Raw genomic sequence first — 12,315 nt, 5'->3', positions numbered from 1 at the left:
GCCCTAATCCAGCGCGGTACGCAGTGAGGCCACAACGTCGTCGATCGACCCGACAGTCGAATAGCCAGCGGCGAGCCGGTGGCCACCGCCACCGAACACCGACGCGACCGCGGCCAGGTCTACCTCAGCCTTGGCCCGCATCGATACCGACCACTGTTGCGGGTCAACCTCTTTGAACACCGCTGCCACCTCAGCTTGCTGTGTGGTGCGCACGATGTCGACGATGCTCTCGACTTCCTCCGGGCGTGAGTTGGTCCAGTCGCGGTTGTCGACGACCGCATAGACCAGCCCGCGCCCGCCGACCGCGTCGGCCAGCAGCTGCGCCGAGCCGAGCACCCGCGACAACAGCGGCAGCCACACGAACGGATGCGTGTCCATCAGCGTTCGGCTGATCTTGGTGTTGTCCACGCCGATCTCGACCAGGCGCGCCGCCAGCCGGAACGCGCGGGCGCTGGCCCAGCGGAACGAGCCGGTGTCGGTGGTCAGCCCGGCGTAGATGCAGTGCGCGACGTCACGATCGATCGGCTTACCCCATGCGTCGAGAAGTTCGGCCACCAACAGCGTGGTGGAGTCCGCCGACGGGTCGACGAAGTTCGCGGTACCGAACATGTCGTTGGAGGCGTGGTGATCGATCACCAGCAGCGGCTGACCGGGTCCGGCCAACTCGCCCAGCGCGCCGAGCCGTTTGACGCTCGGAACATCCACCGTCACAACCAGATCGACATCGCGGCACATCGTATCGGGGTCGACCAACAGATGGCAGCCGGGCAACGAGCGCAGCGACTCCGGCAGTGTCGCCGGCGCGGCGAAACTCACCTCGACCTGTTTGTCGCTTCGATCGAGCACCGTAGCCAATGCCAGCCCCGCGCCGATCGTGTCGGCATCGGGATGAACGTGGCAGATCACCGCGATTGTCGTTGCGGCCGAAAGTAACTCGGCGGCGCCGACCGCGTCTACCCGCGTGCCCGCGATCGGGACGCGGGCCAGTTCAGTCTTCGGGTCGATGGTCGTCACCGGCGTCCTCAGCATCGAACCCGTCCACTGTCCCCGCGGCAGACCCGCTCTCACGGTATGGATCGGCCTCCCCGGCTGGCCTGGCCCCCACCCGAACACGGGCCACGTCGGCATCGGCGGCGCGCGCACGCGCCAGCAGCTCGTCCATCCGCGCCACGTTGTCCGTCGTGGTGTCCCGGGTGAACGTCAAGGTGGGAGTGAAGCGCACGCCGGTGCCCGCCCCCACCTTGGTGCGTAACGTGCCCTTGGCCCGGTCCAGCGCGGCCGCCGCCGCCTCGTAGTCCGGCTCGTCGTCCAGCGTTGGGCCCATCACGGTGTAGAACACCGTCGCGTCGTGCAAGTCGGCGGTCACCTTCGCGTCGACGATGGTCACCCCGTCGAGTCCCGGATCTTTGATCTCGAACTCGATCGCCGAAGCGACGATCGTGTTGATCCTTTTGGCCAGCCGGCGTGCCCGACCGGGGTCAGCCATCAGGTGCGCTCCTTCTCGACGAGCTCGAAGGACTCGATGACATCGCCTTCCTTGATGTCGGAATAGGTAAGCGTCATACCGCATTCGAAGCCGTCGCGGACCTCGGTCACGTCGTCCTTCTCACGGCGCAGCGAGGAGATCGTCAAGTTCTCAGCCACCACGATGTTGTCGCGTAGCAACCGGGCCTTGGCGTTACGGCGCACGATGCCGGAGGTGATCAAGCAGCCGGCGATGATGCCGACCTTGGAGGACCGGAAGATCGCCCGGATCTCGGCACGGCCCAGCTCGTTCTCCTCGTAGATCGGCTTGAGCATGCCGCGCAGGGCCTTCTCGATCTCGTCGATCGCCTGGTAGATCACCGAGTAGTACCGGATGTCCACGCCTTCGCGGTTGGCCAGCTCCGTCGCCTTGCCTTCGGCGCGCACGTTGAAGCCGATGATCACCGCGTCCGAGGCCGACGCCAGGTTGACGTTGGTCTCGGTGATGCCACCGACACCGCGGTCGATGACACGCAGCTCCACCTCGTCGTCGATCTCGATTCCCATCAGGGCCTCTTCCAGCGCCTCGACGGTACCGGCGTTGTCGCCCTTGAGGATCAGGTTCAGCTGGCTGGTTTCCTTCAGCGCCGAGTCCAGGTCCTCCAGGCTGATCCGCTTGCGCGATCGCGCGGCCAAGGCGTTGCGCTTGCGGGCGCTGCGCCGGTCGGCGATTTGGCGGGCGATGCGGTCCTCGTCGACCACCAGCAGATTGTCACCGGCGCCGGGCACCGAGGTGAAGCCGATGACCTGGACCGGCCGCGAGGGAAGCGCCTCGTGGACGTCCTCGCCGTGCTCATCGACCATGCGTCGAACCCGGCCGTAGGCGTCGCCGGCGACGATCGAGTCACCGACCCGCAGCGTGCCGCGCTGGATCAGCACGGTGGCAACCGGTCCGCGACCGCGGTCCAGGTGTGCCTCGATCGCCACACCCTGAGCCTCCATGTCGGGGTTGGCCCGCAGGTCCAAAGCGGCATCGGCGGTCAGCAGCACCGCTTCCTCTAGCGCCTCGATGTTGGTGCCCTGCTTGGCAGAGATGTCGACGAACATCGTGTCGCCACCGAAATCCTCTGCTACCAAACCGTATTCGGTGAGCTGGCCGCGAATCTTGGCCGGGTCGGCACCTTCCTTGTCAATCTTGTTGACCGCGACCACGATCGGCACGTCGGCCGCCTGCGCATGGTTGATCGCCTCTACCGTCTGCGGCATCACGCCGTCGTCGGCGGCGACCACCAAGATCGCGATGTCGGTGGCCTTCGCACCGCGGGCACGCATGGCGGTGAACGCCTCGTGACCCGGGGTGTCGATGAAGGTGATCAGCCGCTCGTTGCCCTCGAAGTCGACTCCGACCTGGTAGGCGCCGATGTGCTGGGTGATGCCACCGGCCTCGCCCTCGCGGACGCTGGCATTACGGATAGTGTCCAGCAGCCGGGTTTTACCGTGGTCGACGTGACCCATCACGGTCACGACCGGCGGGCGGGTCTGCAGGTCTTCCTCGCCGCCCTCGTCCTCGCCATAGGTCAGGTCGAACGACTCCAGCAGCTCACGGTCCTCGTCCTCCGGGCTGACGACCTGGACGACGTAGTTCATCTCGCTGCCCAGCAGCTCGAGCGTCTCATCGCCGACGGACTGCGTGGCCGTGACCATCTCACCGAGGTTGAACAGCGCCTGCACCAGCGAGGCCGGGTTGGCGTTGATCTTGTCCGCGAAATCGCTCAGCGATGCGCCGCGGGCCAGCCGGATGGTCTCGCCGTTGCCGTGCGGCAACCGCACGCCACCGACAACCGGCGCCTGCATGTTCTCGTACTCGGCGCGTTTTGCCCGCTTCGACTTACGTCCGCGCCGGGGAGCGCCACCGGGACGGCCGAACGCGCCGGCCGCACCGCCGCGCTGGCCGGGACGGCCACCACCGCCACCGGGACGCCCTTGGAATCCGCCGCCACCGGAACGTGCCGGGCCACGGAACCCGCCGCCGCCACCAGGACGGGGCGGCATGCTGCCGGGCGACGCACCGCCCGGCCGAGGCGCGCCCGGCCTGGGCGCGCCCGGACGCGGCGCCTGCGGCCGCGGGATCGGTCGGTCGACAGGCTGCGCCGACGAGAACGGGTTGTTGCCGACGCGCGGGGTACGTGCGGCCGGCTTGGGGATCGGGCCGGGTCGCGGACCGGGTGTCGCACCTGGAGGCGGCGGCTGCTGGCCGGGTGGCTGCGCCGGCGGTTTCGGCTCACCGGGTGACGGAGCCGACGGGCGCGCCGCGGGCGACGGGGCGGGCCGTCTGGGCGCGGGCGTCGGCGCCGCGGGAGTTTCAGCCGGCGGGGCGGGGGAAGCCGGGGCTGCGGTAGCCGCTGCGCCGGCGTCAGCAGGCTTCGCGGGTGCGGCGGCCGCCGCACCGTTACCGGAGGGCTTTTGAATCGCCTTGTCCAGGGCCTGGTCGAGCGACCGGTCCGGGCTCTTCGCGGCGCTCTTATTCGCGGCCGCGGGCTTATTGCCGCCAAAGGACTCGCGCAATCGGCGAGCAACCGGCGCCTCTACGGTCGAGGATGCGGATTTAACGAATTCGCCCTGATCATTCAGCCGGGCGAGAACTTCCTTACTGGTAACACCGAGTTCCTTGGCCAACTCGTGTACGCGGGCCTTACCTGCCACTACATCTCCTGTCTAAGAGGCGACAGTTCGTGGGCCGCGCCTCGGGTTTAGCTATGACGCATGGTCATCGGGACTTCACGGTGTGCTCATGTTCTTCGCTACCTGTTCTGTTGCCGGGCGAGTCGAGCACCTGTAGATGCTCGACCAACGCGGTTGTGTCCGGTGGACGCGCGATGCGCAACGCTTTGGTGAAAGCCCGCCGGCGAACCGCCTCGTGTACGCACCGCGATACGGGATGCAGCCAAGCACCCCGCCCCGGCAGGCTAGTCGCCGTGTCAACGATTACGGCGTATTCGCCGTTCTCGGTAGACACAGCCACCACTCGGAGCAATTCGACGGCCAACTCTCGCTTTCGGCACCCGACACACGTCCGCACGGGTCCACCCGTTTGTCTGTGCGCCAAGGCCGAAGGCTCGCGCTGGATCACGGCTCAGTCTAGCGTCACGGAACCGATGGTCAGAACCACCCGCGGGTGCGCAGCACGCGCACTGGTTATGCGAGTTAGTGGTCGTGCGCCATCGGCTGGCTGGCACCGTGTTCCGGCTGGTCCTCCGGATGCTCTCCGGCACTCGCGGGTGAATCGCCGCGGATGTCGATACGCCATCCGGTGAGCCGGGCGGCCAGCCGCGCGTTCTGCCCCTCCTTGCCGATGGCCAGCGACAACTGGAAGTCGGGCACCACCACGCGGGCGGCGCGAGCGGACTGGTCGATGACCGACACCGACACCACTTTGGCGGGCGACAACGCGTTGGCGACGAAACGGGCCGGGTCCTCGTCGAAGTCGATGATGTCGATCTTCTCCCCGGACAACTCGCTCATCACGTTGCGGACCCGCTGCCCCATCGGCCCGATGCAAGCGCCCTTTGCGTTCAGGCCGGACACCCGCGACGCAACCGCGATCTTGGAGCGGTGCCCCGCCTCGCGGGCCACGGCCACGATCTCCACCGACCCGTCGGCGATCTCGGGGACTTCCAGCGAGAACAATTTGCGCACCAGATTGGGGTGGGTACGGGACAACGTGATAAGCGGCTCCCGTGAACCCCGCGTCACACCGACCACGTAACAGCGCACCCGGTTGCCGTGCTCGTAGCTCTCGCCGGGGACCTGCTCGGCCGCCGGGATGACGCCCTCGGATGCCTTGGTTTCACTGCCCATCCGCACGACGATCAGACCACGGGCGTTCGCCCGGCTGTCACGTTGAATCACGCCGGCGACGATTTCGCCCTCGCGGGTGGAGAACTCGCCGTAGGTGCGCTCGTTTTCGGCATCGCGGAAGCGCTGCAGCATCACCTGCCGTGCGGTGGTTGCGGCGATGCGGCCGAAACCCTCGGGGGTGTCGTCCCATTCGCTGATGACGTTGCCGTCTTCGTCCACCTCGCGCGCCATCACCTTCACGACACCGGTCTTGCGGTCGATCTCGATGCGCGCATCGTTCTGGTGGCCCTGGGTGTGCCGGTACGCGGTCAGCAACGCCGACTTGATCGTCTCGAGGAGTTCATTGACCGAGATACCCCGGTCCACCTCGATGGCGTGCAACGCAGCCATGTCGATATTCATGCTCCGGCCTCCGTCCTCCGGGACTCACCCGCGCCCGCCAGATCCAGCTCGACTGCCGATGGCGACGAAAACTCAACCTGGACAATAGCTTTCGCGATATCGACGAGCGGGATATCCCGCACCGCCCAGTCGCGGCCATTGCGGACCACCAGCGCCACCGCGTCGGCGCCAGTCTCCCCCACCCGGCCGGTCAATCGCGATCCGTCCGACAACTCCATCTCGACCTTGCGGCCACGCGCGCGGCGGAAGTGTTTCTCGCTCGTCAGGGGGCGCTGCACGCCCGGTGAGCTGACCTCGAGAACATACTGGTCGTCGAAACCGTCCAGCTCGTCCAGCAGAGCCGACGCCGAACGCGACAGCGCGGCGACCGCGTCCAAGTCGAGAGCGGTGTCCCCATCGGCAATCACCGTGATCCGAGGTGGACGCACCCGCGGATCGATGACCACGTCTTCGATTTCATAGCCAGCGCGCGCGAACTCTCCACCGAGTAGCTCGATCACCTGCGTCTGCGACGGTAGCCCGGTGGCCACGGCGAGCTCCTCATCTTGAGTTGTCCGGTCATCTGGCGTGATGTCGCCGCCCATTCATCTTCGGGCGGCTCCCCGCGTCCCGGTGGAGCGCAACAACTGCCGTTCCGCGAGAACCAGCCACTAACGATACGCCAGGAATCGCGTACGACGAGGTGATCGCGTAGGTCGAGGTCCTGGCATCATGCCCGCATCGGTTCCAATGGCAGGATGTTGCTGTGCCTAGCGCAGTACCCGTCACCAGCAGGCGGGGTGTGCTCGCCGGGGGTGCCGCCCTTGCTGCGCTCGCAGTGGTGGTCTCCGCCTGCGGCGAATCCCCGCCCAAACCCCCCGCGGTCGAACAGCTGCTGGGGCCCTTAGACCAAGCCAGACGCGACAGCGTGCTGGCCGGTGCCGCCGCCGCGGCCGTCGGCGTTGCGCCGCAAATCGCGGCCGCGCTGTCGGTGGTGGCGAACCAGCGCGCCGCGCATGCCCGCGCGCTGTCCACCGAGATCTCCCGGGCCGCCGGCAAGCTCACCGCCTCGTCGAGCGAGACGACCAGCCCCAGCCCGGCCGCCCCGGCCGGTCCGCCGCCGCCCCCACCCCCGGTGTCCGACGTGATCAACGCGCTGCGCACCTCGGCCGACGACGCCGCGCGCCTGGTGTCCTCCGAGTCGGGCTATCGGGCGGGGCTGCTCGCCTCGGTTGCCGCGTCGTGCACGGCGTCCTACCTGGTCGCGCTGGTACCCGGAGGCCCGTCGATATGACCTCGGGCACTGACGCCGACAACGCCGCGCTCTGCGATGCGCTGGCCGTCGAGCACTCGACCATCTACGGCTACGGCATCGTGTCCGCGCTGTCGCCACCCAGCGTCAACGACTTAGTGGTCGAGGCGCTGCTGCAGCATCGCCAGCGTCGCGACGACGTGATCGCCATGCTGGCCGCCCGCAAGGTGACGGCCCCGCCCGCCGCCGCCGGCTATCAGCTGCCCTTGCTGGTCGGCAGCCCGGCCGATGCGGCGCGCCTGGCGGTGCGGATGGAAAACGACGGCGCGACGGCATGGCGCGCGGTAACCGAGCACGCCGAGACCGCCGAGGACCGTGCGTTCGCCTCGACAGCCCTGACTCAAAGCGCAGTGCTGGGTGCCCGATGGAATCGCATCCTGGGCGCCTGGCCGATCACGAGCAGTTTCCCCGGCGGCAACGAGTAGCCGCGCCCCCGGCTAGCCGGTCACGGCCGCCACGATGTCGGTGGCCAGCGAGTCCCCTGCCGCCAGCTCACGTGTTTGTCCGCCGAAGCGATCGCGCAGCTCCACCACGCCGTCTGCCCAACCACGGCCGACCACGACCACCCAGGGCATCCCCAGCAGCTCGGCGTCTTTGAACTTGACCCCGGGCGAGGACTGGCGGTCATCCAGTAGCACCTCGAGGCCCAGCCGGTCCAGGTCGCCGGCCAGCGTTGTGGCACCTTCGCGCGCCTGCGGGTCTTTGTTGGCGATCACCAGGTGCACATCGAACGGCGCGATCGACCCGGGCCAGCGCAAACCCAGCTCGTCGTGCTGCTGTTCGGCGACGACGGCGACCAGCCGCGACACCCCGATGCCGTAGGAGCCCATCGTCAATCGCACCGGCTTGCCGTCCTCGCCGAGCACGTCGACCGTGAACGCATCGGTGTACTTACGGCCCAGCGAGAAGATGTGCCCGATCTCGATGCCGCGCGCCATCACCAGCGGGCCGGCCCCGTCGGGCGACGGATCGCCTTCGCGTACCTCCGCCGCCTCGATGGTGCCGTCCGCGATGAAGTCACGGCCGGCCACCAGCCCGACGACATGGCGACCCGGTTCGTCGGCTCCGGTGATCCAGCTGGTCCCGTCCACCACCCGCGGGTCGACCAGATAGCGAACATCGTTGTCCAGCAATGCTTTCGGCCCGATATAGCCCTTCACCAGAAACGGGTATTTGGCGAAGTCGGCGTCGCCGAGCAGCTCGTATTCGGCCGGCTCCAGGGCCGCGCCCAGCCGTTTGTCGTCGACCTCGCGGTCACCGGGCACCCCGATGGCGAGCAGCTCCCACTCCGCGCCGGGCGCGCGGACCTTGACCAAGACGTTCTTGAGGGTGTCCGCCGCGGTGACGGTGCGGCCCAATCCGGCTCCGTTGGCCCAACCGACCAGCGTGGCGATCGTGGGGGTGTCGCCGGTGTCGTGCACAACCGCCTCGGGCAGCCCGTCGATGGGCGTGGCTTCGGGCTGCGCGGTGATGACCGCCTCGACGTTCGCCGCGTAACCCGACTCCACACAACGCACAAAGGTGTCCTCGCCGATCGGGCTCTCCGCCAGGAACTCCTCGGAGGCACTACCACCCATCGCGCCGGACACCGCCGACACGATGACGTACCGCACCTGTAGCCGGTCGAAGATGCGCTGGTAGGCCTCCCGGTGCGCGTGATAAGCGGCTTTGAGCCCGGCGGCATCCGTGTCGAAGGAGTAGGAGTCCTTCATGACGAACTCCCTGGCCCGCAGAATGCCGGCTCGCGGCCGCGCCTCGTCGCGGTACTTGATCTGAATTTGGTACAGCGTCAGTGGGAAGTCCTTGTAGGAGCTGTACTCGCCCTTGACGGCCAGGGCGAAGAACTCTTCGTGCGTGGGAGCCAGCATGTAGTCGTTACCGCGACGGTCCTGCACCCGAAACACCCCGTCGCCGTATTCGGTCCACCGATTCGTCGTCTCGTACGGCGCGCGCGGCAGCAGCCCGGGAAACAAAATCTCTTGGCCGCCGATCGCGTTCATCTCCTCGCGGACAACGCGTTCGATGTTGCGCAGCACCCGCAGCCCCAGCGGCAGCCAGCTGTACAGCCCGGGAGCAACCTGCCGGACGTATCCGGCACGAACGAGCAGCTTATGGCTGGGCACTTCGGCGTCGGCGGGATCGTCGCGCAGAGTGCGCAGGAATAGCTCGGACATCCGGGTGATCACAGCGGGCCAGCCTACTTGTCGGATGTTCGCGCACTCCGGCCGCGGCTAGGCGTCGCCGGGGCTCCGATGACGGCTCCGGTAGGCCCGCATCCCGGCCTGAGACCTGCATTGAGCCCGGCAGAACGTCGCGGACCAGTTGCGGCTTTGATCGGCGAACGCATGATGGCAGTTGCGGCAGGCCTTCAGTCGATCCCACGCCCCCGACTGGGACAGCTCGACCACCGCGGCCAGGATCGTGCCCAGCACGCCGGCCAGCCCCGGCTGGGTGGACACCAGTCCCGCACCATCGCGAGTGATGTTGGCCTCCAACGGATACCGATGCGCCACCCGGCGCAACGCGTGTTCTGTGGCGACGAGCTCCGCTTCGGTCGCATCGCCGGCATCGGCGTGCGTGAGCAACACCGTCACCAGCGCGTCGCGAATCTCCCGCGCCTCGATCACATCTGCCGGGGTGACTACGGCCGCGCCGTCGGCGCTCGACTGCTGAGCGGTCAGCCAGACCTGCAGTCCGGCAACGTCGGAGAACCTGTCGGGCAACCGACCGCGGTGGTCGTGCGTGTTGGCAAACGCCAGCACCAATTCGGCCGGATCGACGCCGGTATCGCCCGAACTCGCTATGGTGCACCTCCTCGTTTCGTGCGTTATAGCCTAATCGCTGACGCTGATCACGAACCAGCTATCGCCTCATCTGTCGGCGAACCGGCCACCCAGCAGGCCAGATGTGCGCAATCCGGATCTCAATCAGCAACCTTGCGTTATCCCTCACAGCATTTTGGCAGCTACTTTTCTTCCCAATTCTGTTGACTCGTTATCGTCAACAGACTTACGATGATCACATGACAAAATTAGCTTCACACCGCAATTGGTTCATCACTGGCGCAAGCTCCGGAATCGGACTGGCGCTGACGGAAGCCGCGATCGCTCGCGGCGACAACGTCATTGGGCTCGGCCGCAACCCCGAACCCCTCAAAAAGGTCGCCGATGCTCACCCGCAGCAGCTGCTGGCGCTGCGAGCCGACATCCGTGATCAGTCACAGATCGAAGCCGCCGTCGAGCAGGGGCTCGAGAAGTTCGGGCGTGTCGACGTGGTGGCACACAGCGCCGGCTACGGCCTGGGGGCGGAATCGAGGAGGCCACCGACGAGCAGGTGCGGGCCGCCTTCGACACCAACGTCTTCGGCACGTTCAACGTGCTGCGGACGACCCTGCCCACCCTGCGCGCCCAACGCTGCGGTCACTTTGTTCAGGTCACCGCCTACCGGGGCCAAAGCGCGGCGCCCGGTATGGGTTTGCTCGCGTCGTTCAACTACGCCAAGGAAGGCCTGGGCGACGCCCTCTATCAGGAACTCAAACCCCTTGGCATCCACGTGACCATGGTGGAGCCCGCCCCGTCGGCCACCGGGTTCCGGGACAACCTGGACCGCGCACCCGAAATCGCCGACTACGACCAGACGGTGCGTGAAGGGCTCAAAGCGGTCCGAGCGAAGGGCCCCGAACACTACAACCAGCCTGGGCCCATCGCGACGGCCATTCTGGCCGCCGTCGATGCCGACGAGCCGCCGCTGCGGCTGGCCACCGGCAGCGTCGCGGTCAACACCATTCGCAAGGCGCTGCAGTCGCGCCTGGCCAACCTCGAAGCCTGGGAGGCCGTCAGCGTCGCCGTCGACGGCGATCCCGACCGGGTTTGTCCGCTCGACTGAGGCCGTTGAACTGGCCCCGTTTTCGGGCGGGGCCGGTCCACCACCGCAGAAGGGAGCACGCAGTGATCGAGATCATCGTCGAACATTTCTTCACTACCGAAGGGCAGCAACGCTTTCCGGTATGGATACGCGAGATCGAGGCGCTCGTCAGCCGCTATCCGGGCTTCATCGACATCCGGCAGATGACGCGTTTGGACGAGCCGGACCGCTGCTTTTTCCGAATGTCCTTTCAGACCCGCCAAGACGCTCAGCGATGGACCACCAGTTCGGACCGCCGAGACGTGCTGGCACTGATGCAGTCTTTCCGGCTTGCCGAGATTCAGGCAACGCGGTGGCTGACCAGCGAAGCCCGGTCAACCATCAACATGAGCGCTATGCCAGTCCGCCGCGCGAAAGTGGTTGGCTCATACCGGCGCTGGTGGCAGTTGCTCGGACACACGAACGCGTTAGCTCTGCTTTCCCGCCGCTGCGCGCCGGCGATCGACCGGGCGATCAACAAGCTTTCCGGTGGCCGGGCGACGATGTCCGGCACTGTGATGCGGGTGACCGCGAAATTCGGCTCTTCATTTTTGAACCTGTCAATGAGTCACCACGCAACGAACCGGCTCGCGGTGGGGCATAGGCCCTGACCCGAACGCAAACCACTGAAGCACCTCTTGGAAGGAATGAACATGAACGATCTGCTTGAGACCACCATCGGCGCCCATGGTGGCTTGGACCGGTGGCGCGAAGCTCGCACTGTCACCACCTCGCTGCGCTCCTGGGGTCAGACCTGGTCAATCAAAAGTCACCCGAATGTCTTTTCTTTGTGGAGCACCTTCGCGGCCGCAACCACCAGTCAGTCGATGCAGGTCGATCCCTTCAACGGTGCCGGCCGGCGGGGCATCTATACCCCCGAACGCGTGCATATCGAATCAGCCGACGGAACGATCCTGCAAGAACGTGCCCACCCGCGAGAGGCGTTCAAGGGCCACACGCTCGTCTCGGCCTGGGATCACCTGCACTGTCTGTATTTCGCAAGCTACGCCATGTGGACTTATCTCAACTTGCCCTTCGTCGCCGCGCGTCCGGACGTCGACGCCCAGGAAATCGATCCTTGGGTCGAAGAATCCGGGGAGAAGTGGCGTCGACTACGCCTGACGTTTCCGCCGCAGATCGCCACTCACACCTCGGTGCAGGATCTCTACATCGACAGCAACGGGCTGATTGCGCGCCACGACTATTCGGTCGACGTAATCCCCGCCCCCCTTGCCGCGCACTATCTCTTCGACTATGCCGACTACGACGGCATTCAGTTTCCGTCGCTGCGAAAAGTTGTGCCGCTCGATGCCGATAACCGCCCGGGTCCGCTCAGCGATCCCGAGGCACTGCTGATCGGCATCGAACTCCGCGATTACTCCGTGACCTGAGTTAGT

General features: G+C 66.7%; 13 protein-coding genes and 1 pseudogene. 6 read left to right on the top strand and 8 right to left on the bottom strand.

Annotation, left to right across the window (positions count from 1 at the left end):
* Positions 1 to 3 precede the first annotated feature (3 nt).
* From H7K34_RS15540 to rimP, 6 genes are all read right to left on the bottom strand, one after another.
* On the bottom strand, positions 4 to 1,014 hold the full coding sequence (locus tag H7K34_RS15540; protein WP_264062881.1) for a DHH family phosphoesterase: 1,011 nt from the start codon (positions 1,012 to 1,014) through the stop codon (positions 4 to 6).
* Positions 989 to 1,486, bottom strand: a complete 498-nt coding sequence (gene rbfA, locus H7K34_RS15535; RefSeq protein WP_108919966.1) for a 30S ribosome-binding factor RbfA — start codon at positions 1,484 to 1,486, stop codon at positions 989 to 991. The genes H7K34_RS15540 and rbfA overlap by 26 nt, the downstream gene beginning before the upstream one ends.
* The gene (infB, locus tag H7K34_RS15530) at positions 1,486 to 4,167 is read right to left on the bottom strand and encodes a translation initiation factor IF-2 (RefSeq protein ID WP_264062879.1); all 2,682 of its coding nucleotides are present in this window, start codon (positions 4,165 to 4,167) and stop codon (positions 1,486 to 1,488) included. Before infB ends, rbfA begins: the two co-directional genes overlap by 1 nt.
* Positions 4,168 to 4,231: 64 nt before the next feature.
* Positions 4,232 to 4,480, bottom strand: coding sequence for a YlxR family protein (locus H7K34_RS15525; protein ID WP_308203164.1), 249 nt, complete (start codon positions 4,478 to 4,480; stop codon positions 4,232 to 4,234).
* A 188-nt stretch (positions 4,481 to 4,668) separates the two neighbouring features.
* Positions 4,669 to 5,724: a transcription termination factor NusA gene (nusA, locus tag H7K34_RS15520; protein ID WP_108919963.1), complete on the bottom strand. Its 1,056-nt coding sequence runs from the start codon at positions 5,722 to 5,724 to the stop codon at positions 4,669 to 4,671.
* Entirely contained in the window at positions 5,721 to 6,254 is a 534-nt protein-coding gene (rimP, locus tag H7K34_RS15515) for a ribosome maturation factor RimP (protein WP_264062875.1), read from the bottom strand. Before rimP ends, nusA begins: the two co-directional genes overlap by 4 nt.
* Before the next feature lie 215 nt (positions 6,255 to 6,469).
* Between rimP and H7K34_RS15510 the strand changes: the two genes are divergently transcribed.
* Together H7K34_RS15510 and H7K34_RS15505 are read left to right on the top strand one after the other, a co-directional pair.
* On the top strand, positions 6,470 to 6,997 hold the full coding sequence (locus H7K34_RS15510; protein WP_264062874.1) for a hypothetical protein: 528 nt from the start codon (positions 6,470 to 6,472) through the stop codon (positions 6,995 to 6,997).
* Positions 6,994 to 7,440 (top strand): ferritin-like domain-containing protein, encoded by a 447-nt coding sequence (locus H7K34_RS15505; RefSeq protein WP_108919961.1) that lies wholly within the window; start codon positions 6,994 to 6,996, stop codon positions 7,438 to 7,440. Before H7K34_RS15510 ends, H7K34_RS15505 begins: the two co-directional genes overlap by 4 nt.
* A gap of 12 nt (positions 7,441 to 7,452) precedes the next feature.
* On the opposite strand, the gene H7K34_RS15500 is transcribed toward H7K34_RS15505, so the two are convergent.
* A complete protein-coding gene (locus tag H7K34_RS15500) occupies positions 7,453 to 9,201 on the bottom strand; it encodes a proline--tRNA ligase (RefSeq protein WP_108919960.1) in 1,749 nt (582 codons plus the stop codon).
* A gap of 45 nt (positions 9,202 to 9,246) precedes the next feature.
* Complete coding sequence (locus tag H7K34_RS15495) at positions 9,247 to 9,777, bottom strand: CGNR zinc finger domain-containing protein (RefSeq protein WP_264062873.1); 531 nt, start codon at positions 9,775 to 9,777, stop codon at positions 9,247 to 9,249.
* Positions 9,778 to 9,920: 143 nt separating this feature from the next.
* Between H7K34_RS15495 and H7K34_RS26955 the strand changes: the two are divergent.
* The 4 genes and pseudogenes from H7K34_RS26955 to H7K34_RS15480 form a co-directional block, all read left to right on the top strand.
* Positions 9,921 to 10,325, top strand: a pseudogene (locus tag H7K34_RS26955) (SDR family NAD(P)-dependent oxidoreductase); the annotation flags it as partial.
* The gene (locus H7K34_RS15490) at positions 10,325 to 10,900 is read left to right on the top strand and encodes an SDR family NAD(P)-dependent oxidoreductase (RefSeq protein WP_264063571.1); all 576 of its coding nucleotides are present in this window, start codon (positions 10,325 to 10,327) and stop codon (positions 10,898 to 10,900) included. The pseudogene H7K34_RS26955 and the gene H7K34_RS15490, both read left to right, overlap by 1 nt.
* A 62-nt stretch (positions 10,901 to 10,962) precedes the next feature.
* On the top strand, positions 10,963 to 11,529 hold the full coding sequence (locus tag H7K34_RS15485) for a hypothetical protein (protein ID WP_264062872.1): 567 nt from the start codon (positions 10,963 to 10,965) through the stop codon (positions 11,527 to 11,529).
* Positions 11,530 to 11,571: 42 nt separating this feature from the next.
* Positions 11,572 to 12,309: a hypothetical protein gene (locus tag H7K34_RS15480; RefSeq protein WP_264062871.1), complete on the top strand. Its 738-nt coding sequence runs from the start codon at positions 11,572 to 11,574 to the stop codon at positions 12,307 to 12,309.
* The last annotated feature ends 6 nt before the right edge of the window (positions 12,310 to 12,315 follow it).

Origin of the sequence: Mycobacterium montefiorense, from assembly GCF_025823255.1 — a bacterium.
GTDB classification, from domain to species: Bacteria; Actinomycetota; Actinomycetes; order Mycobacteriales; family Mycobacteriaceae; genus Mycobacterium; species Mycobacterium montefiorense.
This window is presented reverse-complemented; position numbering and strand designations above follow the sequence as displayed.